Consider the following 26,509-nt stretch of genomic DNA (forward strand, 5'->3'; position numbering starts at 1 on the left):
AAAGTTGGGGCGGAAGCTTTTGTGGCGGAAAAAGCTTCCAAGTGGTTAGAAAAGAGGGGTGGGGGGGGAAAAAGGGGGGGAGAACCTTTTCCCCCCCCCACGACACCCCCAGTCATCCCGCGCGCGGGTCCGCCAAGTCGTGGTGGCCGGCGACCGGCGCCGTGCCCGTCACCAGCTCCGCCCGGCCCTTGATGCGCAGCTTCCGGTACGCACTGGTCAAATGTTTCTCGACCGCTCTCGTCGTGACGCCCAGCTCTTCGGCGATGTCGCGGTTGCGGCCGCCGCGGGCGACGAGCTCCACGATCCGCTGCTCGGTCGTCGTCAACGCCGGGTCGACCGGGAAGGCGCGGCCGGCCGGGTGTTCGCCGGGAGCCGGGTCGGGCAGGTCACACAGCACACGCAACCGGCGGCCCCGGCGCAGGTGGTCCTCCGCGTCGGGAACGCCGGGCCGCCGGCCGAGGGCGATCAGGGACTTCGCCAGCTCCAGCCGGTCCCCCGACGTCGCCAGGGCCGCCACCGACTCGTGCAGCAGCCGGATCCCCGGTGCGCCGGCGGCCAGCGCCGCCCGGGCCCGCAACGCGCGCCCGAGCGCCGCCGGGGCGCCCCAGCGCTGCGCGCACTCGTACTCGTGCTCCACCAGTTCGGCCGCGGCCGCGCGCCGGCCGGCCCGGCTGTGCAGGGTCGCGGCCAGCAGACGCCACGGGTACCACGCCACGTTGGTCCGGCCGGCCCGGCTGACCTGACGGCCGAAGTCCTCGACGTACTCGATCGCGGTGGGCAGGTCCCCGGTGGTCACCGCCACCGCGCCGTGGACCATCGACAGCTCCCACGGCGCGAGCCGCGCGTCCCCGGCGGCCTGCCGGGCGCGGACGGCGAGCTCGTCGTCGCGCAGTTCGATCGCCAAGCGCGCCAGCAGGACCACGCAGTCGGTGACCACCGCGGACCAGTCCGGCGCGGCGTGCCCGAGCGCTTCGAGCGCGCGGTCCCTGGCCCGCACCGGAGCGCCGGTCGCGGCCCACAGCTTCGCCTGGTTCGTCCACGCCTGCAGCGCCGCCAGCCCCGGCTCGCCCTGGCCGGGCTCCGCGGCCGCCAGCAACCACGACTCCAGGCCCTCGGTGGCGTCGGCCGCCACCAGCACCGCGGTCACCAGCGGCAGCACCGTGAACATCTGGGCCGGACCGCCGGGTTCGCGGCCCAGCACCCGGTGGGCGAGGTCGGCGGCCACCCGCCGCGGCACCGTCTCGGCCTGCGTCGCCGCGTGCAGGAGCGCGACGACCAGCTCGCGCTGCCCCGGACCGGCCGGTGCCGGGTCCGGGCCGAGCCGGCGCAGCCGGTCCGCCGCCGCCGTGAACGTGCTCGAGTTGTCCTGGCCGTGCAGCCAGAGCCGGGCTTCCAGCCGCGCCCGCAGGTCCTCCTCGCCGCCGTTCGCGGCCAGTTCGACGAGGGTGCCGCGCAGCAGCTCGGTCTCCTCGCGGCTGCGCGCGGTCGCGAGGGCGGGCACCCGGCAGAGCAGGTCCGCCCGCTCGGCCGGGGTCCGCAGCAGGGGAAGCGCTTGCTGGAGGTGCCTGGTCGTGGCGCCGGGGTCGCGCCCGCGTTCGGCCGCGACGAGGTCGGCGAGCAGCACACCCCGTTCGGACGTCGTGTAGAGCAAGGCGTGCCGCAGGTACTGCGCCGCCTGCTCGGCCTCACCCCGGTCCGCCGCGGCCGCGGCCGCGCCCCGCAGCACTTCGGTGCCCCACGGCGCCGGTTCGGCCGTCGTCGCGAGCAGCTCCCGGGCGATCCGCTCCAGCGGCGCGCCGTCGGTGTAGAGCACTTCGGCCGCGCGCAGGCGCAGCTCGTCCTGTTCGGACACGGTCATGGTGCCCGCGACGGCTTCGGCGATCCGGGCACCGGCGAACCGGAGCCCGTCGCCGGCCAGCAAACCCAGGCGCCGCAACGCTCCCGCGGCCTCGTCGAGGTCCGCCGGGTCGAGCCCGCTGAGCCGCCCGAGCGCACCGGCGTCGCCGGCCTCGCCGAACGACGTCAGCGCCCGCGCCAGCTCCGCCACCCGGGTCGGCTGGGCGCGCAGGCAGCGGGCGATGTGGTGGGACGGGCCGGTCGGCCGCAGCGCCAGCACCTCGGCGAGCTGCCCGTCGGCCGGGCCGAGGTCTTCGGCGAGCATCGCGTCGGCGAGGGCGCCGAGGAACATCGGGCTGCCCCCGGTGATTTCCCGGCACGAGACGGCGAGCTGCTCGTCGGCCGGCTCTCCGCAGTGGCGGCTCAGGAACGCCCGCGTCCCCGCCGGCGACAGCGGCCCGGGCTGCAGGACGACCGCCGCCGCGCGCACCAGGTCGCCGACCACCGGGCGGTCGGCACCGGCGTCGCCGTCGAGCACGGTGGCCACGACGACCAGCGGCATCGCCCGGAGCCGGTTGACGAGGTGGGCCAGCCAGCCCAGCGACTCGGCGTCGGACCACTGCAGGTCGTCCACGAGCAGCACCACCGGCCGCTCCGCCGCGACTTCGGCGACCAGCACCCACAGCCGGTGCAGCAGGGCGTGCCGGCCCATCGCGAGCGCCGCCGCCTCGGGCGGGTCGACCAGGCTCAGCTCCGCGGGCAGGTCCCGGCCCTCGGCCACCAGCGGCTCCAGCAGCTGCCGGGCCACCCCGTGCGGGAACCGGCGCTCGGTGGGCGCGGCGGACGCGCGCAGCACGCGCATCCCCTTCCCCGCCGCGAGCCCGGCCACGGCGTGCAGGAGCGCCGAGCGGCCGCAGCCGAGCCGCCCGCCGATCACCGCCAGCGAACCGGCTCCCCCGGCGCCGGCGTCCAGGAGGTCGGCCAGCACCGCCAGCTCGGCGTCGCGCTCGATCAGCATGGCGTCCCGAACTCCCCGTCCTCCAACGCGAACAACGCCCGCAGCTCGGCACGCCCGGTGATGCCGAAGTGCCGGTAGATGCGGGTGAGCCGCACCTCGACGGCCCGCTTGCCGACCGTCAGGCGCCGGGCGATCTCCGCGTTCGGCAGCCCTTGCACCACCATGTCCACGACCCGCGCCGAGGTCTCCGACAGGGCTTGGCGCTTGCGATCCGCGCGCTGGGCCGAGCCGGCGGGGCGGGGCTGCGCGGCCAGCCGGGCCGTCAGGTCGAGCACCCGCGCGGACTGCCCGTCGAGCCGGTAGGCCTTCGCCAGGCGCCCGGCCTCGTGCAGCAGGCCGGACACCCCGGCCGGCTGGCCGGCGTCCAGCTGCGCCTCGGCGAGCCGGAGCACCGCGGTGACGTACCAGATCCGTTCCGGCGAGTCCCGCAGCGCGTCGACCGCGCGGGTGAGCCGGAACGACGCGCTCCCCGTCGGCAGGGCGATGCCGGCGAACAGGTGGGTCAGCCCGGTCGCGGTCCGGGTTCCCCACGCCCTGGCCAGTTCCCACTCGGCCGTGACCAGTTCCTCCGCGGCTTCCGGATGGCCGAGGTCGCGCTGGGCGACGCCGGCGAGCGAGCGCCACGGCAGCAGCGCCGGGTTGACCCAGCCGCGGCTGAGCAGGATCCGGCCGCACTCCTGGAAGTGGTGCAGCGCGGCCCGCGGGCGCTGCCCGGTCCAGTCGAGCAGGCCGCGGGCGAACAGCAGCTGCGTGTCCAGGTGGTGACGGCCCCGGCGCGCCGCCGTCCCCCGCGCCGGGGTCGCGGCCGCCCGTTCCGCCGCGTCCCGGTCACCGCGGGCCAGGCCGAGCAGGATCTGCAGGCCCAGCAGCGCCCGGGCCATCGGCGGCGGCCACCGGGTGAGCGGGTAGCCCTCGACCGCGGCTTCGGCGTCGGCTTCGGCGGCCGCGACCCGTCCTCGCCGCAGGCTGAGCCGGCCGCGGCTGAGCAAAACGAGCGCGGCCGCGGCCCGCGAGCCCCGGCGGCGCGCGTCGGCGAGCACACCGTCGAGGGCCTCCGCCGCTTCCAAGGGATCGTCGGTGGCCATGAGCGTCCACGCGGCGGCGATCCGCGGCGCGTAGAGACGGGTGCCGCCGCGGCCTGGGGTGAGCGCGACCCTGGCCAGTTTCCGCGCGCGTCGCGGGTCCGTGCCCCGGGTCGCGGTGAGCCAGGCGGCGACGCCCGCGCGGTCCGGGTCGAGGCGGTCCTCGGCGTAGGCCGCCGCCGGGATGCCGAGCGCGGGCACCCCGTCCGGCGAGTCGGTGGCGAGCCAGTGGAGCGCGGCCAGGGAGCCGCGGTCGGGCGCCGAGGCCCCGGGGGCGAGCCCGGCGAGCAGGCCCGCCGCCCGTTCCGGGGCGCAGCGCGTGACGAGCAGGTCCGCCGCGGCCAGCCGTTCGCACAGCAGCCGGTCGGTGGTCGCCGTCAAAGCGGCGCGGGCGAGCCGCACCTCCCCGGTGTGCGGGGCCGCCCCGTCGGCGGCGGCCAGCTCCAGCGTGAGCTGCGCGCGGGTGGTGTCGGCGAGGGGTTCGCGCAGCGCGCGGCGGTAGTACGGGGCCGCTTCGCCGGCCTGGCCGGCGGCGTTCCTCGCCGCGGTGAGGAGTGCGTCGAGCGCCCACCGCGTCCCGGCCGGCCCGGCGCCGAGCAGCAGCCGCGCGACGTCCTCCTCCGGCAGTGCGCACCGGTGCGCCAGCTCCGCGGCGGCGCCGTACAGCTCGGCCCGCTCCGCGCGGGTCATCCCGGCCAGGACCCAGGTCGCGATGCCGGGGTCGGCAGACCGGCCGCGTCCCGGCACGAGCCCGATGCCGACGAGCACCCGCCACGCCCGCGCGGGCGAGAGCGTCTGACGGCCGGCGAGCGGCCCGAGCTGTTCCGGCGAGAGCACGTGCCCCGCGACGACGAAGGCCCGCAGCAGCCGGCGCAGGTCGTCGGGCAGCCGGCCGAGCAGCCCGAGCATCTGGTCACGGCGCGCGTCGGCGGCCAGCCGCTCGGGGCGTGCGCCGGGCTCGGGATCGGTCCGGCAGTGGTCGAGCACCACGCGGACCAGGGCGGGGTTGCCCCCGGTGGCGGCGTGCAGCTCGGTGACGAAGTCGTCGCCGCCGGGCCCGGCCCCGTGCGCGCGCACGACCTCGGCGACCCCGGACCGGCTCAGCGGCCGCAACCGGACGACGTGGGTCGCGTGCCAGTTGAGCCCGGACAGCTGCCACGGTTCGGCGGTTTCCTGGTCGAAGAAGGGAAGGACGACGCCGGCCCCGGTGATGACGACCAGCAGCGGCACCTGCCACAGCCGCCGCAGCAGGGCGCCGAGCCAGGCTTTGGAGCTGTCGTCCATCAGGTGGGCGTCGTCGAGCAGGAGAAGCACGGGCCGCCGCCGCGCGGCCTCGACGAAGGGATGCCACAGTTCGGGCGACCCGGGATCCCCGGGGGCACCCCCGGCGAGCAGCTCACCCAGAGCGCGGGCCACGGCCCGATCGGGCAGCGCGGAGGCCAGCTGCGAGACGACCCCGAACCGCAGCGCGGATTCGGTCAGCGAGCCCCGGGCACTGAGCACTTGAACGGGCCGGTCCTGCCCCCGCGCGGCGAGGAGGGAGAGCAGGCTGGTGCGGCCGGTCCCGGGCAGCCCGGTGACGACGGCGATGCCGGACTTGCCGTGTTCGAGATCGGTGAGGAGGCCGGTGAGCAGCGCGGTTTCGCTGACCCGCTCGGCGAGCAGCTCGGCCCCGGGAGCCCCGGTGAGCACGGTCATCCCCCGCACCAGCCCGTCGGAGTCCGATGTGGACGGAGGGCGGCGGGTTGGGAGCGCGGCGCGGGATGCCCGGGGCCGGCGGCGCAAGCAGGCCGGCTCGGCCCGGCACCACAGCCGCAGCCGCAGCCGCAGCCGACCAAGCGGCCTGCGCCCGGCGCACCCCACTCGAAACCGCCGCAAGCGATCACGCGACCCGCAAGGCGGGCGCCGAGAGCGGGACGGGTCGCCCCGGCACCTCTTCCGCCGCCCGTCACCTCGGGTCCCTCCGAGACAGCGAGGCGGCCAAATCCGCTCGCCCGCCGACGTTCAGCTTCTTGTACACGCTCGTCAAGTGCATCTCCACCGTGCGCACCGTCACGAACAGTGCCTCCGCTATCGCGCGGTTGCCGTCGCCGGCGGCGGCCAGCTCCGCCACTCGGCGCTCGCTACCCGTCAAGGTGTCGAGGGCCGAGCCTCCCTGAGGGCCCGGGCGGCCCCCGGCGGCGAGGAGGGCCGTCCGCGCCGCGTCGAGGAGGAGGCGGTCGCCCGTGCGGGTGCAGCCGTCCGCCGCTCGCCTCAAGTGCTCTCGCGCGCCCTTGCGGTCGTCGCGGGCCAGCAATGCCCGGCCCAGCAAGTACTCCGCGCGCTGGTGCTCCCGGAGACCCGGCCCGCCCTCCAGGGTCCGGACCGCCTCGGTCAGCAGCTCGACGCCCTCGGCGCCGGCGGTCGTCACCCCCGCCGCGAGGAGGCCCATGCCCACCGCGCGGGGCGTGCCCCAGCGGGCGGCCAGCTCGCGGCCGTGCTCGGCCAGCTCCCGGCCCTCCGACAGACGACCTGACTCGGCCAGCAGGCACGCGCCGTCCAGCCACCACGGGACGAACACCGGGTTCGCCATCCCCGCGCCCGCCAGGCTTTCGCCGCACGTGCGCAAGTACTCCAAGGCACCGGACGGGTCGCCGAGCGCCGCCCGCGCCTGCGCTCGCGCCATGAGGTACCAGTGGTACTCCAGCGCGAACCGGTCGAGCCGCGGACGGGTGATGCCGTCGAGCAGCTCCTCCGCGCGGGCCGCGTCGCCGCGCGGGGCCAGTACCGTCGCCAGCGCGATCCGCGGCATCGTGGTCGTCTCGCCCCAGGATTCCTGCTGGGCCAGGTCGAAGCTGACCTGCGCGTCCGCGCCGGCCTCCGTCAGGTCGCCCGCCCAGTGCCAGAACATCGCCCGCGTGCACTGCGCGAGGCAGTACGTCCACGCGTCGCCCGCGCCGCTCGCGTGCTCGATCAACCGGCCCAGCGCGTCCTGCGCCGGTTTCAGCTCGTCGGCCAGCTGGAGCGCGAGACCCGCACCCAGCGCCGCCCAGCCGCCCAGCCCGGCCGGGTCGACGCGCAGCGCCCGGGTCGCCTCCGCGGCCGCCGTCGCCGCCGAATCGCCTTCCAGCGCCCGCGCCGCCGCGCGCATCCCCAGCAGCTGGCACTCGGCCGGGTCGTCGCCCGCCGGCGTGGGCTGCTCGCGGACGCGGGCGAGCGCGGCGGGCACCGTGCCCACCTGGTCCAGACCGGTGATCAGCGCCATCGACTCGACGAGCGTGCGCAGCCCGGCGTCGGCGACGGACCGCGGTTCGCCGAGCCGGGTGTCCAGCTCGGCCGCCACGTCGCGCAGCACGGTCACCGCCTCCGGCGCCCGCTGGACGGCCAACGCGACCATGCCGAGCCGGACGGCGATCCGCGCCCGCTCCCGCACGTCCACCGCCAGCCCGCGCGCCCGCTGCAGCAGGTCGAACGCCGCGACCGGTTCCGCCGGCGCCAGCGCGGCCGCCAGCTCCAGCAGCAGGCCGACGTCGGCGGGGCCTGCGACATCCGGGACTTCGCCCCGGGCCGGGAGCTCCCGAAAGCCCCCGTCTGCGACATCCGGGGCTTCGCCCGGGGCCGGCTGCTCCGCCTCCCGGAGCCCCCGAAAGCCCGCGCAGGCCAGCGCCCGCTTCAGGTACCGCGCCGCGGTGCCGGGCGCGCCGCGGCCGGTGGCGCTCTTCGCCGCCTCCCGCATGATGCCGGCCATCCACCCCTCGTCCAGCTCCGGCAGCAGGAGCAGGTGCCCCGCCACCTCCTCGGCCGGCCGGCCCGCGTCGCTGAGCAGCCGGGCGGCCCGCCGACGCCACTGGGCCGGCTCGCCGGCGCCCCCGGCGTCGAGGATCGCGGCCCGGACCAGCTCGTGCACGAACTCGCGGGTGCCGTCGAGCAGGATTTCGTGTGCCTGCAACGTCTCCAGGGCCGCCGACACGACGGCGCCGGGTACTTCCGCCAGCTTCGCGAGCAAGTCCGGCTCGTCGTCCCCGAGCACCGCGACGGCCATCGCGACGGCGCGGGTGGACGCCGAGAGCCGGTCCAGTGTCGACGTCGCCAGGACGGCGCGGCCCGAGCCGGCGAGCGAGGACAGCGAGACCGGCTCGTCGCCGGCCCGCGCCCGGGTCAGCTCACCGAGCATCCGGCGCAGCAGCAAGGGGTTCCCGCCGGTCTCGGCGAGGCACGTGCGGGCGAACAGGCCGTCCCGCGTGGCCAGCGGCTCCGGGATCAGCTCGGCCACCGCGGCGAGCGGCAGCGGGCCGAGGTCGAGGGTCCGCGTGTCGTGCGCACCCGCGATCTCGGCGAGCGTCCCATCGGCCGGGATCGCTTCCCCGCTCCGCTGCGCCAGCACGACGAGCAGCGGGAGGTCCTGGGCGCGGCGCACCAGGTACTCCAGCCAGCGGAGTGAACTTTCGTCACACCACTGCACGTCGTCCACGACGAGGAGCAGCGGCCCCGGGGTCGCGAGCGACGCGGCCAGCCAGTACAGCCCGTGCTGCACGGCGTAGGAGCTCACGGCGGGCGGTTCCGCGACCGCGTCCGTGGTCAGTGCGTGCCGGGCGAACCGGGCACTGCCCTGCAGCAGCGACTCGCCCGCTTCGCCGGTCAACCCCAAGGGGGCGAACAGCTCCCGGACGACGCCGTACGCGGTGTTCGCGTCCTTCCGCGCGGCCGAGGCCGTCAGGATCCGGCCCGGCTCCGGCAGGTCCGCCGCCGCGTCGTGGAGGGCCGCGGCGAGCAGGCTGGTCTTGCCGATCCCCGCCGGGCCGCGCACGAGCAGTGCGTGGCCGTGGCCGTCCCCGGCCTGCCGCCGGCTCGCGGTGACGCGGTCGAGTTCTCGCCGACGCCCCACCAGCCTGGCCGGCGGCGGGGAGAACGGGGTCCGGGAAGCCAAGTGCCACCTACCGTTTCCGCTGGGCAGGCGCCCACCCCGGGGCGAACGAAGACCGCTCCACTGGGTGCGCCCGCTGCGACAGTCCGTGATCGAAGTCCAAGAAATCACAAGGCCGTCAGGCGGACAAGGGCCAACACGGGCGAATCAGGGGAAGCCGGGTAACCGCGGGCAAGAACCCTGTCCCGGACGGGCAGGAAATGTATTTGAAATTCTTTCGCCTTTCACTTTCCGGTCACCTGACCGGAAATCCGCCCCCTACTCGCGCGTAATCCACTGAACGGGGCACGCGGCCTTTGTCCGTTTGTCAACTTTCGATTGGCTCGTGCGTCAACTTTCGGCTAACCGCAGCCGCCCGCGTGTCCACCGTCCGAGACGGCCTTGGCCAGCTCGGGGAATTCCCGCCGCTCATCCGAGCCCGATTCCGCGGGTGCGGTGGCGGCGCGGGCCCGCCAGGCTTCGAGGAACCGGCCGAGCCGGTCGGTGCCCCAGAACTTCTCCCGGCCCAGCACGAACATCGGGACGCCGAAGACGCCTTCGTCGGCCACCCGTTCGAGGACGTCGATCCCCCGTTCGCGCAACCCTTCGTCGTCCACCGCCCCGGCGTAGCGGGCCGGGTCGAGGCCGAGCCCCGCCGCGACCGCGCCGATCACCGCGGGGTCGGAGATGTCCTCCCCGCGCTCCCAGCGCGCCGCGCAGACGCGGTCGAGGAACGGGCGGCCCATGCCCTCGTCGGTCGCCGCGAGGTAGGCCAGGTGCGCGACCTCCCACACCGGCGCCCGGTCGACCGGCCAGATCATCGGCAGGCCCCGCTCCTTCGCGAGCCGCCGGGTGTCCTGGAGGATGTAGAAGTTCTTCGCCCGCGACATCGGCACCACCGGCAGCTCGACGCCGCGTTCGGCGAGCATCCGCTCCGAGAGCGGGTCCGGTTCCCAGACCGGGATCCATTCCGCGGCGTGCAGCACCGCCGGCTCGGTTTCCAGCAGCTCCCGGTAACAGAACCACGAATACGGGCTCCGCAGGGAGAAGTACCACCGCGGTTGCGCGTTCCTGCGCGCCATGAACGGACTCCTTCGCACTCAGACGGTGATTCCGCCGTCGATCTGGAAAACGGAACCGGTGACGTAGGCCGCGCGCGGCGAGGCGAGGAAGGAAACCAGATCGGCCACCTCGTCCGCCGTGCCGAACCGCCGCAGCGGAATTGCCTTCAGCATCTTCTCGCGCGCGGACTCCGTCATCACGCGCGTCATCTCGGTGTCGATGATCCCCGGTGCGACGGCATTCGCCCGGACGCCGTACCGGCCGACCTCCTTGGCCAGTGCCTTGGTGAACCCGATGATCCCGGCCTTGCTGGCCGAATAGTTCGTCTGCGTCGCGTTCCCGTAGACCCCGGAAACCGACGACAGGTTCACGACGCAGCCCGCGCGCCGTTTCATCATCGCGAAGACCGCCGGGCGGCAGACGTGGTAAACGCCGTCGAGGTTGGTGTGGACGACGTCGTTCCACTGCTCGTCGGACATCAGGGCGAGGGGCTGGTCGCGGGTGATCCCGGCCGAGGTGACCACGACCCCGACCGGGCCCAGCTCCCCTTCGACGCGGTCCACCCAGTCCCGCACCTCGGCCGCGTTGCCGACGTCGACGCGCACCCCCAGGGCGCGCACGCCGGACTCCCCGGCCAGCTTCTCCACCTCGGTCGCCGCCCGCTCGTCGGAGCGGTAGCAGAACCCGACGTCCCAGCCGTCCTCGGCCAGCCGCCGGACCACGGCCGCACCGATCCCGCGCGACCCGCCGCTGACCAGGGCCACCCGCGGCGCGTCTCTCTCCTCGCTCATCCCTCTCCCGTCCCGTTTTCCTCGATCGTGTCCAGGTCCGCCTCGGGCCGGAACGCCAGCGTCATGCGCTCCACGCTCAGCACCCGGCGCCCGCCGGCCGTGCTCTCCCCGGCGACGATCGCGCTGTCGTCGAACACGCGGACCACGTGCAGCCGGTGCTCCAGCAACTCGCCCGGGAAGACCTTGCCGTGGAACCGGACCCCGGAGACCGCGCCGATCAGCGTCACCCGCCCGGCGCCGGAAGCGCCGCCGGTGACGCCGAGCACCCCGGCCGACTGCGCGAAGGACTCGACGAGCAGCACGTCCGGGTAGGCGAGCTGCTCCTCGGCCACGTTCTCGCCGAGCGTCGCGTACCACGGCTCGTTCGCCGTCACGGCCTTGACGGTGACCGCCCGCACGCCCGGTTCCAGCTCCACCACCCGGTCCACCAGCAGGATCGGGTACCGGTGCGGCAGCAGCTCCCGCACCCCCGCGCCGCCGATCACGCCGGGTCCTCCGCGTAGTGCAGCCGGACGCTCGCCGCCCGGCCGCGCGCGGTGCCGATCTTGGCCGAGACCCGCCAGCCGCCGTCCTCGCGCCGCCAGTCCAGGGCCAGCTCGAGCACGTCGCCCGGGACCACCGCCGAGACGAACCGGGCGGAGCCCAGCTCGGCCAGCCGCAGCTCCCCGGTGCCGGGCGGCCGCGCCGCGACCGCGCCGCGGTGCACGCACTCGACCAGGCAGACGCCCGGGAACAGCGGCAGTCCCGGGTAGTGGCCCGCGAAGACCGGTTCGATCTCGCGGACCCCGAAGCGGGCTTTCGAGTGCCAGCCGCCGTCCGCCCGGACGCCGGCCTCCAGCACCTCCACCGCGCCCCGGACCGGGCTCGCCGTCCCGGTCAACGCTCGTCCCCCGCCAGCCGGAAGACGCCGCACGCCACGGACCCGTCGGCGTCGGCCGACGTCACCACGGCGACCCGCGCCCCCGTCTCGGCCTCACCGAGCGCGGCCACCACCCCGAAGCACGCCGACGCGGCGCCGGTGTCCCCGATCAGGGCGCCGACGTCGAGCCGGTGGGCCACGCCGAACACCTCGTCGAGGACCTCGTTCTCCTGCGCGCCGGTCCGCCCGCCCGCCCCGGAGGGCACGACGACGTCCACCGCCGCCGGGGCGACGCCGGCCTCGACCAGCGCCGCGAGCACGCAGTCGCGCAACGCCGCGCGCAGGTCGTCGGCCGTGAAGACCCGCGAGGTGATCGCGAGAGCCTGCGGCCGGCCTGCGACCGCGGTCTCGGCTCGCTCCAGCAGCATCATGCAGGCGCCCTCGCCGAGCGGCCGGGGGGCCGGCCCGTCCTCGCGGCTGTGGAAGTCGAGCCACGCCCGGTCGGCGGAGTACTCCTCGGCCCCGCCCACCAGCACCGTGTCGGCTCGCCCGCGGGCGAGCAGCCGGGTCGCGTAGCGGAACGCCGAGAGGCCCGAAACGCGGCCGCTGGCCAGGGTGACGTTGGGCCCGTTCAGCCCGTACCAGATCGCGCAGCGGCCGGCGGCGCAGTTCATCACCGTGTTGGGCATCCGGGCCGGGTCGACGTGGTAGGGCTTGTCCCCCAGCAGCGACGACCGCGTGAAGTCCATCATGCTCTGGGTGCTCCCGCTGGTGGCGAGCACCAGCCCCGTGCCGCCGGGCGCGGCCCCGGCGTCGAAGACCTGCCCCACCGCGGTGACCGCCAGCGCGGTCACCCGGTCCATGGCCCGGGTTCCCTTGCGGCCCAGCACCTCCCGGATGTCGAAGTCCGGGACGGCGTGGCCGCTTTCGCCGGGCACCCCGCCTTCGGCCCGCGCGGTGTTCCGGGCGGGCTCGCCGCTGCGCAGCCCGTCCAGGAAATGCTTGTGGTCGATCCCGAAGGGCGACACCGCGGACCACGCGGTGATCACCGCGCCGGTCGCCGTTGCGCTCATCTGCTCACTCCCTCACTAGGCTGCGCGGCCGGACCCGGCCAGCGCCGGGTAGCGGCCGAGGACGACGCTCGCGTTGTTGCCGCCGAACGCCATCCCGTTGTTCTGCACGACGTCGATCTCGGCGTCGACGGCGTGGTTGGGCACGCAGTCGACCGCGCACTCGGGGTCGGTCTCGACGTGGTTGATGGTCGGGAACACGAAGCCCTCGCGGATCGCCAGCGCGCCGGCGATCGCGGCGAGCGCGCTGGCCGCCCCCATGGTGTGGCCGAGCATGGACTTCAGCGAGACCGTGCGCGGGGCGTCGGCACCGAAGACGTCGTGGATGGCACCGCATTCGGTGACGTCGTTGGCCTTCGTGCCCGTCCCGTGCGCGGAGACGAGGTCGACCTGGGCCGGGTCGAGCCCGGCGTCCTCGAGGGCCAGCCGCATGCACTGCGCGACGCCGTCCTGGTTGGGCGCCACCTGGTGGTAGGCGTCGCAGTTCAGGCCGTACCCGAGCACCTCGGCGTGGATCCGGGCGCCGCGGGCGAGCGCGGAGTCCAGCGTCTCCAGCAGGAGCACCCCGGCGCCTTCGCCGGTGAGGATGCCCTTGCGGCCGATGTCGAACGGGCGGCAGTTGTCCGGCGCGATCGTGCCCAGCCGGTAGAACCCGGCGAAGGTCTTGCGGCAGATGGCGTCCGCGCCGCCGCACAGCGCGAACTCGGCCTCGCCCGCCTTGACCGCGTCGAAGCCGTAGCCGAGCGCGTAGTTGCCCGCCGAGCACGCCGTGGCGATGGTGGTCGCCTCGACGTCGCCGAGCTCCAGCTCCCGGGCGATCGCCGTGGAGAGCCGGCTCGGCGGCACCCGCCGGACCTGCTGCGGCGTCAGCGACTCCGGCCCGCCGGCGATCCCCGCCGCGGCGAGCTCGTCGAGCTCGTTCGACTCGCCGTCGGTGGTGCCGACCGCGACCATCCCGCGCCGGGACCGGAGGTCCTCGGGCGCCAGGCCGGCGTCGTCGAGGGCCATCCGGGCCGCGGCCACCGCGAACCGGGTGGCCCGGCCCAGCGACTCCACCGGCAGGTTCCGGATCCAGTCGCCGGGTTCGAACCCGCGCACCTCGCAGCCGCGGGAGTGCTCGAACCCGGTGGTGTCGAAGCCGGTGATGTCCCGGGCGCCGCTGCGCCCGGCCCGCAGGCCGGCCGCGAACTCGGTGGCGCCGAGGCCGATGCTCGACAGCGCGCCGAGCCCGGTGAGCACCACCCGGTGGCCGGTCACCAGCCCGCGCTCTCTGCGACCACTTCGTGCACGGCGGTCAGGTTCACCATCCGCGGCAGCTCGGCCTGCTCGATGGTCACCTTGAACTCCTTCTCGAGCAGCGCGAGGATCTCGATCGCGAGCAGCGAGTCGGCGCCGTGGTCGTCGATGAAGAGGCTGGTCGGGGTCATCTCGTCCTCGTCGATCTCCAGGACGTCGCAGACGATCTCCTTGATCCGGGCGGTGCGCGTGGAAGTTTCGGTACTGGTCATCTTCGTTCTTCCTTCGGTTCGGGGTTGCCGGGGTCGCGGGGGCTATTCGGCGTGCTCGGCGGCGAGGCTGCGCGGGCGCAGGTCCCGCCAGTTCTCCTCGACGTAGGTCAGGCAGGCGGCGCGGGTCTCGGGGCCGTGCACGCGGTCCCACCCGTCGGGCAGGTCGGCGAAGACGGGCCAGAGTGCGTGCTGGTCTTCGGCGTTGACGACCACGTGGAAGGTGCCCGTCTCGTCGTCGAAGGGGTTGGTCACCGATCGCTCCTTTCGTTCGCGAGGTACTGTTCGATCGCCTCGCCGATCCGCCGCAGCGGTTCGGCTCCGGTCATGGCGTCGTGCCCGGCCGGCAGTTCGGTCACGGCGATCGCACCGTCCACATGGGACGTCCAGGCCGCGGCCGTGCGGTTGTCCGGGTCGGCGGCCGCGGCGAAGTGCAGCAGTGTGCCGCGGAAGGTGCGCGGCACGAACTCCTCCTGCAGCTTCAGGTTGTTGCGCCAGGCGGCGAAGCACCGCTTCAGCTGCTCCGCGGTCAGCTCGCCCAGGGGGTTGGCTTCGCGGGCGAACAGCTCGCGCAGGCCGGCGAAGTCGGGGCCGCGCACGGGTTCCTCGTCGCCGCGGTAGCCGAAGAACCGCAGCACGATCGCCGCCAGCTCCTCCTCGTCCGGCAGCGCGTCGTCGCTGCCCGGTGCGCTGTCGAGGCTCACCAGCAGCGCCACCCGCTCGCCGTCGTCCTGCAGCCGGCAGGCGATCTCGTGCGCGACCACGCCGCCGAACGACCAGCCCAGCAGGTGGTAGGGGCCGTGCGGCTGGACCCGGCGGATCTCCGCCAGGTAGTCGGCCGCCATCGCTGCGACGTCGGCGGGCAGCTCGGCGTCGTCGACGATCCCGCGGGACTGCAGGCCGTGGAGCGGCCGGTCGGCCAGGTGCGCGGCGAGCCCGTGGTAGGACCAGCTGACGCAGCCCGCCGGGTGGACGCAGAAGAGCGGCTCCCGGGTGCCCTCCCGACGCAGCGGCAGCAGGACGTCGAAGGACGTCCCGCCGGCGGTGCTCTCGATCCGCCGGGCCAGCCGCGCGGGCGTCGGGTGGTCGAACAGGTCCCGGATGCCGAGTTCACCGCGGCCGAGCCCGCCGGCCACCCGGTCCCGGACCCGGCTCAGCAGCCGGGTCGCCAGCAGCGAATGGCCGCCCAGCGCGAAGAAGTCGTCGTGCAGACCGACCGCGGGCACGCCGAGCACGTCGGCGAACGCCGCGCACAGCAGGTCTTCGGCCGGGGTCCGCAGCCGGTCGTGGCCCGCCGTGGCCTGGACGGCCGGTGCGGGCAGGGCCGACCGGTCGAGCTTCCCGTTGGCGGTCAAGGGGAAGCGCTCCAGCACGACCACCGCGGCCGGGACCATGTAGTCCGGCAGCGTCCGGCCCAGCCGGGCCCGCACCTCCGCCGGTTCGACCCCTTCGCCGACGACGTAGGCCGCGAGCCGCCGGTCGCCCGGGACGTCCTCGCGGACGAGCACCGTGGCGCGGCCGATGCCCGGCACGGCCAGGAGCGCGGTTTCGATCTCGCCGAGCTCGATCCGGAACCCGCGCAGCTTCACCTGGTGGTCGGTCCGGCCGACGTAGTCGAGCTGCCCGTCAGTACCCCACCGCACGAGGTCGCCGGTGCGGTACATCCGCGTGCCCGGCGCGCCGAACGGGTCGGCGACGAACCGCTGCGCGGTGAGGCCCGGGCGGTTGAGGTAGCCCCGCGCGAGCCCGGCGCCGGCGATGTACAGCTCGCCGGCGACGCCGTCCGGCACCGGCCGCAGCGCCGCGTCGAGCACGTAGACCCGGGTGTTGGCCAGCGGCACGCCGATGGTCGGCGCGCCGGGCCGGCCGGGCATGGCGGTCAGGTCCGCCGCGGTCGACCAGATCGTCGTCTCGGTGGGGCCGTAGACGTTGGTGACGCCTCCGGTGACCTCGCCGAGCCGGTCGGCCAGCGCGCGGCTGACCGCCTCGCCGCCGATCAGCGCCCGCAGGCCGCCCAAGGTCCCGGGCGCCGTGTCGGCCAGCTCCTGCCACAGCGTCGGCGTGGCCTGCATGATCGTCGCTCCACTGTGGACGATCAGGGCGCCGAGCACCGCCGGGTCGCGCACCTCGTCGCGGGCCGCGACCACCAGCCGCGCCCCGGCGAGCAGGGGCACCAGAATCTCCAGGTTGGCGATGTCGAACCCGGGCGTGGTGACCGCGAGGAAGCGGTCTTCCGACGTGATCCCGGTGCGGGACACCATGTCGTCCAGCAGGTTCGCCAGCGCGCCGAGGGGGACGACGACGCCCTTGGGCCGGCCGGTCGAACCCGAGGTGTACAGGATGTACGCGGCGTTGCCCGGCCGGGTGACGGCGCCGTCCGGCGGAGTGGGGTGGAACTCCGCCAGGACGGCGTCGTCGAGCACCACCCGCGGTGCGGTGCCCGTCTCGGTGCCCGGGGTGGTGACGACCACCGCCGGAGCCGCGTCGTCGAGCATGAAGGCGACCCGCTCGGCCGGGTACCCGGGGTCGATCGGCAGGTACGCGGCCCCGGTCCGCAGCACCGCGAGCAGCGCGACGACCAGGTCCGCCGAGCGCGGCAGGACCAGCGCGACCACGGACTCCGGACCGGCGCCGTGCCGGATCAGCAGGTGGGCCAGCCGGTTCGCCCGGGCGTCCAGTTCGCGGTAGGTCAGCTCGGTGTCGCCGGCCACCAGCGCGACCGTGTCCCAGGCCCGCTGGGCGGTCTGCCGCAGCCGGTCGGACAGGGCCGTCGCGGCCGGGTCCCGCTCGGTGTCGTTGCGGGCCACCAGGATCCGCTCGCGCTCACCGGCGCCGAGGACGTCGATCGCGCCCAGCCGCTTCGCCGGGCCGGTGGCCATCGCCCGCAGCACGGTGCCCAGGCGCTCCGCCATCCGCGTCACGGTCGCGGCTTCGAACAGCTCGGTGCGGTACTCGACGAAGCCGCCGAACCCGCCGTCGTGCTCGGTGAACTCGAACGACAGGTCGTATCGCGCGGTCCCGGTGCCCTCGGGCAGCACCTCGGCGTCCACTTCGGACAGTTCGAGGCTCGCCCCGGCGTTGTTGTGCAGCACCAGCAGCACGCCGAACAGCGGCGTCCGCGCCTGCGAGCGGGCCGGGTTGAGCACGTCCACCAGCCGCTCGAACGGCAGGTCCTGGTGGGCGTAGGCGGCCAAGTCGGTCGCGCGGATCCGGGCGAGCAGCTCGGCGACGGTCGGGTCGCCGGACAGGTCGGTGCGCAGGACCAGGGTGTTGAGGAAGACGCCGACCAGCTCGTCCAGCGCGTCGTCGGTGCGCCCGGCGACCGGGGTGCCCAGCGGGATGTCCTCCCCCGCGCCCAGCTTCGCCAGCAGCGTGGCGAGCCCGGCCTGCAGCACCATGAACACGCTGACCCCGGCGTCGGCGGCGAGCCGTTCGAGGCCGGCCCGCAGCTCGCGGTCCAGCTCGAAGTACACGCGGTCGCCGCGCCCGTCGGCCACGGCGGGCCGGGGGTGGTCGGTGGGCAGCTCGAGCTGGTCGGGAATCCCGTCCAGAGCGGTGCGCCAGTGCGCCAGCTGCCGCGTGGCGAGGCTGTCCGGGTCATCCTCGGCGCCGAGCAGATCCCGTTGCCACAGGGCGAAGTCCGCGTACTGCACGGGCAGCGGCGCCCACTCCGGCGCCCGCCCGGCCCGCCTCGCGGCGTAGGCGTGGGAGAGGTCGCGGGTCAGCGGCCCGAACGACCAGCCGTCGGCGGCGATGTGGTGCACGACGACGACCAGCACGTGGGCCCGCTCGCCGGTGCTGAGCAGGGTGGCCCGCAGCGGCGGCTCCACCGCGAGGTCGAAGCCCCGCCGGGTGGCGGCGCGCACGGCGTCGGCCAGTTCCCCGGCAGGGACCTCGGCAGCGGTGAACAACCCCGTGACCTCGATGATCCGCTGGTACGGGACCCCGTCGTGTTCGGGGAACACCGTCCGCAGGCTCTCGTGCCGCGCGACGACGTCGTCGAAGGCGGCCGCGAGGGCACCGGTGTCGACCGGGCCGGTGAGCTTCACCGCGACGGACAGCGTGTAGGCCGCGCTCTGCTCCTCGAACCGGCTGAGGAACCACAGCCGCTGCTGCGCGAACGACAGCGGGAGCACGCCGGGGCGCGGCCGGGCCACCAGCGCGGCCCGGGTCCGCGCCCGGTCCAGCCGGCCGGCGAGCCCGGCGACCGTCGGGTGGTCGAAGAGGTCCTGGACGGACACCTCGGCGTCCAGCTCGGTCCGGATCCGGCTGGCCAGCCGGGTGGCCAGCAGCGAATGCCCGCCGTGGGCGAAGAAGTCGTCCGTCACGCCGACGTCCCGGCGCAGGACCTCGGCGAAGAGGGCCTGCAGTCGCCGTTCGCGCTCGGTTTCCGGGGCGCGGCCGGGTTCCGTCGCGCCGGTGCTCGGCGGCACCAGCGCCTTGCGGTCGACCTTGCCGTTCGGGGTCAGCGGCAGCGTCTCCAGCCGGACGTAGGCGCCCGGCACCATGTAGCCGGGCACGGCGCGGGCGAGCCGGACGCGCAGCTCGTCGTCGGGGAGCGCGCTGTGGAGCACGACGTAGGCGGCCAGCTCGTCGCCGTGGGGCTGCACGACCACGTCGCGGACCTCGGGCTGGGCCCGCAGCGCGGCCTCGATCTCGCCGAGCTCGATGCGGTTGCCGCGGATCTTGACCTGGTCGTCGCGGCGGTGCAGGAACTCCAGCCGGTCGTCGGCGCGCAGCACGACGAGGTCGCCGGTGCGGTACATCCGTTCCCCCGCGACCGGCCGGAACGGGTCCGGCACGAAGGTCGCGGCGGTGCGGCCGGGGTCGGCCAGGTAGCCGCGGCCGACGCCGGTCCCGCCGACGTACAGCTCGCCCGGCACGCCGGCCGGGACGGGCCGCAGGTGGTCGTCGAGGACGTAGAGCGCGGTGTTGCGCAGCGGCGAGCCGATCGGCGTCCGCATCCCGGCGGGCGCCGACGTCAGCACGGCGTGCGTGACGTCGTCCGAGCACTCGGTCGGCCCGTAGGCGTTGACCAGCGGGACGTCGGGGAACCGGGCGAGCCAGCGTTCGCAGGACCGCGGTGGCAGGGCCTCCCCGGTCACGACCAACAGGCGCAGCGCGGGCAGGGCCGGCGCGCCACCCTCGATCTCCCAGGCATCGAGGGTGGCGGCCAGCAGGGACGGCACGATCTCCAGGACGGTGACGCCGTGCCCGGCCACCGTCGCGAACAGGGCGCGGGGATCCCGCGCGGACTCACGGCCGGTCACCTGGACGCGCCCGCCGGCGACGAGCGGCGCGAGCATCTGCCAGACCGAGATGTCGAACGTGACGGGCGCGTTGTGCACCACGACGTCCCGCTCGCCGAGCCCGAGGTCCTCGACCTTCGCGAGCAGGTGGTTGGCCATGCCGCGGCGCGCCACCATGGCGCCCTTGGGCCGGCCGGTCGACCCGGACGTGTACAGCACATACGCCAGGTCCAGCTCCTCGCCGGACAGCGGCGGCGCGTCGTCGGCGGTCGCGCCGTCGAGGGCCAGGACGGGAACGCCGCCCGCCAGTTCGGCGGCGAGCGTCCCGTGAGCGGGGTCGGCCAGGAGGACGACCGGAGCGCTTTCGTTCAGGAGACCGGCGTTCCGGACGACCGGCGCGGCGGCGTCCAGCGGCAGGTAGGCGCAGCCGGCACCGAGGACCCCCAGCACCGCGGCGACGTAACCGGCTCCCGGTTCGGCCAGCAGCGCGACCAGCGAGCCGGTCGCGGCTCCGGCGTCGCGCAGCCGGGTGGTCACCGCGTTCGCGCGGCGGACGAGATCCGCGTACGTCGTCTCGCCGTGCTCGTCGCCGACCGCGATCCGCTCCGGGAAGCGCCCGGCGAACTCCCGGACGCGCGCCACGACGTCGGTCCAGCCCAGTGGGCGTGCGGTGTCGTTCCATTCGACCAGCAGCCGGTGTTCCTCCGCGGGGCTGAGCACCCCGAGCCGGCTGAGCGGCAGCTCCGGCCCGGCGAGCGCGCGGTCGAGGAACCGCGCCAGCCCGGCGGCCAGCCGTTCGACCGTCTCGCGGTCGAACAGGTCGGTGCTGTACTTGATCAGCGAGACGACGCCGGCGCACGCGTTCTCGCCGGTCCGCTCTTCGGCGAACTCGAAGTGCAGGTCCAGGTCCGCGGTGCCGGTCGGGACCAGCTCGCCGCCCAGCGTCAGGCCGGGCAGCTCCACGCGCGGGGTTTCGTTGCTGTGCAACGTGATCGCGACCTGGAACAGCGGGTGCCGGGCCCGCACGCGCGGCGGGTTGAGCACCTCGACGAGCCGTTCGAACGGGACGTCCTGGTTGCCGTACCCGGCGAGGTCGGTCTCCCGGACCCGGCCCAGTAGCTCCCGGAACGCCGGGTCGCCGGCCAGGTCGACGCGCAGCACGAGCGTGTTGACGAAGAACCCGGCCAGGTCGGCCAGCGCGGCGTCGGTGCGGCCCGCGACCAGGGTGCCGAGCGGGATGTCGTCGCCCGCGCCGTACTTGCCGAGCACCGCGGCGACGGCGGCCTGCAGCACCATGAACACCGTCGAGCCCGTCTCGGCGGCCAGCCGGTCGAGCCGGGCGTGCAGGTCCGCGTCGAGGGTGAAGGGGACGATGTCCCCGTGGTAGGTCGAGGTGGCCGGGCGCTGCCGGTCGACCGGCAGCGGCAGCTCGCCGGGCAGGTCGTCCAGCGCTTCGCTCCAGTACGCGAGCTGGCGCGCCTGCAGGCTTTCCGGGTCGCCGGCGTCGCCCAGCAGGTCACGCTGCCACAGCGCGTAGTCCGCGTACTGCACCGGCAGCGGCGCCCAGTCCGGGGCGACGCCGTCGAGACGGCGGGCGTAGGCCCGGGCGAGGTCGCGTGCCAGCGGGGCGGCGGACCACCCGTCGCCGGCGATGTGGTGCAGCACCAGCAGGAGCACGTGCTCGTCCGGGCCGACGGCGAACAGCGTCGGCCGCAGCGGGACGTCCCGCGTCACGTCGAACGCGGTGCGCGCGGCCTCGCGCAGCACCCCGTCGAGCTCGTCCGGCGTGGTCGTGACGACCGGGAGCTCCGGTTCCGCCTCGGCCGCGGCGAGCACGAGCTGCACGCCTTCGCCGTCCACCTGCGGGTACACCGTGCGCAGCACCTCGTGCCGGTCGACGAGGTCCCGCAGCGCCGTCCGCATCGCGCCGACGTCGAGAGTTCCGCTCAGCCGCAGGGCGATCGGGATGTTGTAGGTGGCGCCCGGTCCCTCGAACTGGTTGAGGAACCACAGCCGCTGCTGCGAGAACGACAGCGGCACCCGGCCGGGACGCGGGCCCGCGGTCAGCTCGGGACGGGTGCCCGTGCCGCCGAGGCGCGTCGCGAGCCGGGCCGGCGTCTGGTTCTCGAAGACCTCGCGGATGGTCAGCCCGGCGTGCAGGACGGCCTCGATCCGGCCGACCAGCTTGGTGACGAGCAGCGAATGCCCGCCGCACTCGAAGAAGTTGTCGTCGATGCCGACGCTCTCGCGGCCGAGCACCTCGGCGAACAGCCGGCACAGCGTCTCTTCGCCCGGGGTGCGCGGCTCCTGGGAGCGCGGGCCGACGACCTCGGGTTCGGGCGTCGCCGGCCGGGCCGGTTCGAGCACCTCCGGCTCGCCGTAGCGGCTCCAGCGGCCGCGGCGGCCGGTCGAGATCATCCGCGTGCCGGCCTTGCCGAACGGGCTGGGCACCAGGGTCGTGGCGAGCGGGCCGGTGCCGGTGGTCGTCAGCGGCCGGCTCGACGCGACGTACCACCAGCCGGGGACGCCGGGCGGGACGAGGCGCAGGTGCTCGTCCAGCAGGTAGACGCGCGGTCGTGCGGGCGCGGCGACCGGCAGGCCGGCCAGCAGCTCCGGCACCCCGGCCGCGCGCTTGCTCCAGTCCCCGAGCAGCGTCTCGCGCTCCCCCGCCGCGAGCAGGTCCACAGTGGACAGCGGCCGGCCGGGATCGGCGACGGCCGAGGCGAGCACGGCCAGGAAGCGCTCGCCGAGCAGGCGGACGGTGTCTTCGAAGAAGAGGTCGGTGCTGTACTCCAGGCCGAGGGTCATCCCGGCCGGGGCGCCGCCGGCGAAGTCCTCGACGAAGTCGAACGACAGGTCGAACTTCGCGGTGCCGTTGGTGGCCAGCGCGAAGTCCCCGCTCAGCCCGTCCATCGCGACCTCGGGCCGCTCGTTGTTCTGGAAGGTCAGGATGACCTCGAACATCGTCTTCGCACCGCCGGAGCGCGCCGGGCGGATGGTCTCCATCAGCCGCTCGAACGGCACGTCCTGGTGGGCGTAGGCGGCGAGGTCGGTTTCGCGGACCCGGGCGAGCAGGGCGCGGAAGCTCGGGTCGCCGGACAGGTCGGTCCGCAGGAGCACGGTGTTGAGGAACAGCCCGACCAGCGGGTCGAGCACCGGCTCGGTACGCCCGGCGACCGGGCTGACGAGCGCGATGTCCGTGCTGCCGCCGATCCGGGACAGCAGCGTCGCCAGCGCGGCCTGCACCACCATGAACGGCGTCGCGCCGCACGCCCTGGCCAGCTCGGTGAGGCTCGCGTGCAGCCCGGCGCCGATCGGGAAGTGGAGCGTGTCGCCCCGCGGCGTCCGGTTCTCCGGCCGGGGCCGGTCGAGCGGGAGGTTGAGGTCGGTGCTCAGCCCGACGAGCTCGGCCCGCCAGTACTCGATCTGCTCGTTCGCGAGGCTGCCCGGGTCGTCGTCGGCGCCGAGCAGCTCCTCCTGCCACACCGTGTAGTCGGCGTACTGGACTTCCAGCGGCGTCCAGTCCGGGGCCTGCCCGCGCGTCCGGGCGTTGTAGGCGGCGCTCAGGTCGCGGGCCAGCGGCGCGGCCGACCAGCCGTCGGCGGCGATGTGGTGCACCACGACCAGCAGGACGTGCTCCCGCTCGCCCAGCTCGAACAGCGTGGGGCACACCGGGATCTCGGTGGCGAGGTCGAAGACGTGCGCACCCGCCTCGGCCAGGTCTTCGGCGAGGTCGTCCTCGGTGGTCTCGACGACGTCCAGCCGCGGCCGGGCGGCCTCGGGGGCGAGCACCAGCTGACGCGGTTCGCCGCCGTCGTCGGGGAAGACCGTGCGCAGGGTCTCGTGCCGGGCGATGAGGTCCCGGACGGCCTGCTCGAGGGCGTCGCGGTCCAGCTCGCCGGACAGCCGCGTCACCGCGGGGACGTTGTAGGTGCCGCTCGGGCCTTCCAGCCGGTCGAGGAACCACAACCGTTGCTGGGCGGGCGAAAGCGGGATGCGCGCCGGCCGCTCCGCGCGCGTCAGCGGGGGCCGAGGGCGGATCGGGCCGTCGAGCAGCGCGGCCAGGTCGGCGGCCTTCGGCGCGCCGAACAGGTCCTTGAGCGAGAGCTCGATCCCGGTGGCGCGGCGCAGCTTCCCGATCAGCCGCGTGCCGAGCAGGGAGTGCCCGCCGAGGTCGAAGAAGTTGTCGTCGACGCCGACCCGCGCCACGTCGAGGACGTCGGCGAACGCCGTGGTGACGAGCTCCTCGTTCGCCGTGCGCGGGGCGCGGACGTCGGCGCCGGTGTCCACGCGGGGCTCCGGCAGGGCCTTGAGGTCGACCTTGCCGTTCGGGGTGAGCGGCAGCGCCGGCAGCGCTTCGAACACCGACGGCACCAGGTGCCCCGGCAGCCGCTCGGCCGTCGCGGCCCGCCACCGCTCGGGGTCGCCGTCGCCGACGACGTAGCCGACGAGCCGCTTCTGCCCGGCCGGGTCGGTGCCCACGACCACGACGGCGTCGGTGACGCCGGGCAGCGCGCGCAGCGCGACCTCGACCTCGCCGATCTCGATGCGGTGCCCGCGGATCTTGACCTGGCGGTCGCGGCGCCGGAGGAACTCCAGCTGCCCGTCTTCCCGGTGGCGCACGAGGTCGCCGGTGCGGTACATCCGCGCGCCCGACCCGGGCTGGAACGGGTCGGGCAGGAACGTCGTGGCGGTGCGGCCGGGGTCGGCCAGGTAGCCGCGGCCGACGCCGTGCCCGGCGACGTACAGCTCCCCCGGGACACCGGGCGGGACCGGGCGCAGGCCGTCGCCGAGCACGTAGAGCCGGGTGTTGCGGACGGCGTGCCCGATCGGCACCAGCGGCCCGTCGAGCGGGCTGCCGGAGGTGAGCACCGCGTGCGTGACGTCGTCGGCGCATTCGGTCGGCCCGTAGGCGTTGACCATCGGGATCCCGCCGAACCGGGCGAACCACCGGCGGCACAGGTCCGGGGGCAGCGGCTCGCCGGTCACGACCAGCTCGCGCAGCTCCGGCAGGGCCGGCACCGCGGCGCCGTCGTCCCAGGAGTCGAGGGCGGCCCGCAGCAGCGAGGGCACGACCTCGAGGATCGTGACGCTTTCGCGGGCGGTGAGGCCGAACAGCGCCGCCGGGTCGCCGGCGACCTCCCGGCCGACCACGCGCACGCGGCCGCCGAGCACCACGGCGCAGACCATCTGCCAGATCGAGATGTCGAACGACAGCGGCGCGTTCTGCACCACGACGTCCTCGCCGTGCAGGTCCAGGTCGTCGATCTTCGCCTGGAGGTGGTTGACCAGCCCGCCGTGGGTGACCATCGCGCCCTTGGGCGTGCCGGTGGAGCCGGAGGTGAACAGGACGTAGGCGAGGTCGTCGGCCGCGGTGGGCACGGCCGCGTCGAGCAGCCGGCCGGCGACGGCGCCTTCGGGCACGAGCGGGTCCACGCCGAGCGCGACGGCGGCGTCCCGGTGCTCGGGCGCCGCGATCACCGCCGTGGCACCGCTTTCGGTGATCAGCTGTGCCGTGCGGGCGGCCGGGGCGCGCGTGTCGAGGGGGACGTAGGCACCGCCCGCCGCCCAGACCCCGAGCATCGCCGCGATGAACCCGGAGCCGGGCCCGTCGAGGATGCCGACGCGGTCGCCCTTCGCCAGCCCGCGTTCCCCCAGCTGTCCGGCGATGGCGGCCGCGCGGCCGCACAGGTCGGCGTAGGTGGTCTCACCGGCGTCGTCGACCACCGCGACCGCGTCGGGCCGGGCGGCGGCGATCGCGTCGACCCGCTCGACGACGCCGGTGAATTCCGGGGCGCCGCTGGTGCCGGTCCACCGGGCCAGCAGCTCGCGCTCGACCGGGTCGAGCACGTCGATCCCGCCCAGCGGCCGGTCGGCCGGCCAGTCCCCCAGGTCGCGCAGGTAGCCGAGGAACCGGTGGGCCAGCCGGTCGAGGTCGGCTTCGGTGTACAGCAGCGGGTTGCCGTCGAAGAGGACGCCGAGCTCGCCGTCTTCGGTGTCGTAGACGGTGATGGAGAGGTCGTCGTTCGGTGCCGTGGACAGGTTGTGCGTGCGGCCCGGGCACGGGCCGAACCGCAGCTGTTCGACGAAGGACGCGACGTTCAGCTCCGGCCCGAACGGCCGGGTGTCGGTCGGCGGCAGGCCGATCAGCCCGCGCACCTCGCGGCCGCGGTGGCGCTGGTGCTTCAGCGTCCGGCGGACCTCCTTGCCGACGTGGCCGAGCAGCTCACCGCGGGTCATCGCCGGGCGGATCGCCAGGGGCAGCGGCAGCACGTTGGCGCGCATGCCGGGGATCGCGCGGGTCGCGTCGGTGGTGCGGGCGGTCACCGGCAGCGAGAGGACGACCTCGGGGCCGCCGGTCAGCCGCTGCAGGTACGCGCCCATCGCGGCGATCACGAACGTCGGCCACGCCGCCCGGTCCTCCCACGCCAGCGCGCGCAGGGCCGCGGCGGCGGTGGCGTCGAGGGTCGCGCCACGCCGGAGGAAGCCGTCGGCGGGCACCACCGGACGGCTCGACACGGTCGTCAGCTCCGGGGTCTCCGGGAACCGGCCGGCCCAGAACTCACGGTCGCGCTCGGCTTGCTTGGAGTCCAGATAGGACTGTTCGTCGTCGAGGAGCACCGACAGCGGCTCGAACGCGCCTTCGGCCGGGTCGCCGCCGTCCACGAGCGCGGTGTAGATCACGGCGACGCGCCGGGCGAACACCGCCTCGCTGAAGCCGTCCCACAGGACGTGGTGCGCCCGCGTGTAGAAGTAGTGCTTTTCGGCATCCAGCCGGAGCAGAGCCATCTCGTACAACGCCGCGGCGGGATCCGCCGGGTCCACCGCGCGGCGCACGTCGGCCCGCATCCACTCCAGCGCGTCCCGCTCCGCGGCGAAGCCGAGCACCGTCAGCGGCGACCCGGTCAGCGGCTCGACGACCTGGCGCACGGTGTCGCCCTCGGCCTCGAACCGCACCCGCAGGCACTCCGCCTCGGTCACCGCGCGGCGCACCGCGTCGGCGAAGACGTCCTCGCGCAGCGGGCCGTCGATCTCGTAGTACTCCGCGATGTTCCAGATCGGGTTGCCCGGGTCGAGCTGCTGGGCGTACCAGACTTCGAGCTGCGCGGCCGACAGCGGCAGGGCGGCCCCGGATGGATTCTGCGACATGCTGAC

12 protein-coding genes are annotated in these 26,509 nt (G+C 75.1%); all 12 read right to left on the minus strand.

Features of this window, described 5'->3' with window-relative positions; translation table 11 throughout:
• Positions 1-112: 112 nt before the first annotated feature.
• Positions 113-2,854: an AAA family ATPase gene (locus ACZ7PG_RS32365; RefSeq protein WP_470242928.1), complete on the minus strand. Its 2,742-nt coding sequence runs from the start codon at positions 2,852-2,854 to the stop codon at positions 113-115.
• Positions 2,848-5,634, minus strand: coding sequence for an AAA family ATPase (locus tag ACZ7PG_RS32370; RefSeq protein WP_470242929.1), 2,787 nt, complete (start codon positions 5,632-5,634; stop codon positions 2,848-2,850). Before ACZ7PG_RS32370 ends, ACZ7PG_RS32365 begins: the two co-directional genes overlap by 7 nt.
• A 250-nt stretch (positions 5,635-5,884) precedes the next feature.
• The gene (locus ACZ7PG_RS32375) at positions 5,885-8,842 is read right to left on the minus strand and encodes a helix-turn-helix transcriptional regulator (protein WP_470242930.1); all 2,958 of its coding nucleotides are present in this window, start codon (positions 8,840-8,842) and stop codon (positions 5,885-5,887) included.
• A gap of 338 nt (positions 8,843-9,180) precedes the next feature.
• Positions 9,181-9,900, minus strand: coding sequence for a DsbA family protein (locus ACZ7PG_RS32380; protein WP_470242931.1), 720 nt, complete (start codon positions 9,898-9,900; stop codon positions 9,181-9,183).
• 18 nt (positions 9,901-9,918) lie between these two features.
• Complete coding sequence (gene fabG / locus ACZ7PG_RS32385) at positions 9,919-10,671, minus strand: 3-oxoacyl-[acyl-carrier-protein] reductase (RefSeq protein ID WP_470242932.1); 753 nt, start codon at positions 10,669-10,671, stop codon at positions 9,919-9,921.
• Positions 10,668-11,156, minus strand: a complete 489-nt coding sequence (locus ACZ7PG_RS32390; RefSeq protein ID WP_470242933.1) for a 3-hydroxyacyl-ACP dehydratase FabZ family protein — start codon at positions 11,154-11,156, stop codon at positions 10,668-10,670. The genes fabG and ACZ7PG_RS32390 overlap by 4 nt, the downstream gene beginning before the upstream one ends.
• Complete coding sequence (locus tag ACZ7PG_RS32395) at positions 11,153-11,551, minus strand: 3-hydroxyacyl-ACP dehydratase FabZ family protein (RefSeq protein WP_470242934.1); 399 nt, start codon at positions 11,549-11,551, stop codon at positions 11,153-11,155. Before ACZ7PG_RS32395 ends, ACZ7PG_RS32390 begins: the two co-directional genes overlap by 4 nt.
• A complete protein-coding gene (locus tag ACZ7PG_RS32400; RefSeq protein WP_470242935.1) occupies positions 11,548-12,603 on the minus strand; it encodes a beta-ketoacyl synthase N-terminal-like domain-containing protein in 1,056 nt (351 codons plus the stop codon). The genes ACZ7PG_RS32395 and ACZ7PG_RS32400 overlap by 4 nt, the downstream gene beginning before the upstream one ends.
• Before the next feature lie 15 nt (positions 12,604-12,618).
• The gene (locus ACZ7PG_RS32405) at positions 12,619-13,857 is read right to left on the minus strand and encodes a beta-ketoacyl-[acyl-carrier-protein] synthase family protein (RefSeq protein ID WP_470242936.1); all 1,239 of its coding nucleotides are present in this window, start codon (positions 13,855-13,857) and stop codon (positions 12,619-12,621) included.
• Positions 13,854-14,108: a phosphopantetheine-binding protein gene (locus ACZ7PG_RS32410; RefSeq protein ID WP_155547004.1), complete on the minus strand. Its 255-nt coding sequence runs from the start codon at positions 14,106-14,108 to the stop codon at positions 13,854-13,856. The genes ACZ7PG_RS32405 and ACZ7PG_RS32410 overlap by 4 nt, the downstream gene beginning before the upstream one ends.
• Positions 14,109-14,150: 42 nt before the next feature.
• Positions 14,151-14,360 carry an MbtH family protein gene (locus tag ACZ7PG_RS32415; RefSeq protein WP_470242937.1) on the minus strand — a complete coding sequence of 70 codons (210 nt, stop codon included), beginning with the start codon at positions 14,358-14,360 and terminating at the stop codon, positions 14,151-14,153.
• Positions 14,357-26,503, minus strand: a complete 12,147-nt coding sequence (locus tag ACZ7PG_RS32420) for an amino acid adenylation domain-containing protein (protein WP_470242938.1) — start codon at positions 26,501-26,503, stop codon at positions 14,357-14,359. Before ACZ7PG_RS32420 ends, ACZ7PG_RS32415 begins: the two co-directional genes overlap by 4 nt.
• Between the last annotated feature and the right edge of the window lie 6 nt (positions 26,504-26,509).

It is taken from the genome of Amycolatopsis sp. NPDC114504 (genome assembly GCF_055633595.1).

Coding starts and splice junctions, on each gene's coding strand:
- ACZ7PG_RS32420 (WP_470242938.1), bottom strand. CDS start 26,503: ATGTCGCAGAATCCATCCGGGGCCGCCCTGCCGCTGTCGGCCGCGCAG.
- ACZ7PG_RS32410 (WP_155547004.1), bottom strand. CDS start 14,108: ATGACCAGTACCGAAACTTCCACGCGCACCGCCCGGATCAAGGAGATC.
- ACZ7PG_RS32400 (WP_470242935.1), bottom strand. CDS start 12,603: ATGAGCGCAACGGCGACCGGCGCGGTGATCACCGCGTGGTCCGCGGTG.
- fabG (WP_470242932.1), bottom strand. CDS start 10,671: ATGAGCGAGGAGAGAGACGCGCCGCGGGTGGCCCTGGTCAGCGGCGGG.
- ACZ7PG_RS32370 (WP_470242929.1), bottom strand. CDS start 5,634: ATGACCGTGCTCACCGGGGCTCCCGGGGCCGAGCTGCTCGCCGAGCGG.
- ACZ7PG_RS32365 (WP_470242928.1), bottom strand. CDS start 2,854: ATGCTGATCGAGCGCGACGCCGAGCTGGCGGTGCTGGCCGACCTCCTG.
- ACZ7PG_RS32380 (WP_470242931.1), bottom strand. CDS start 9,900: ATGGCGCGCAGGAACGCGCAACCGCGGTGGTACTTCTCCCTGCGGAGC.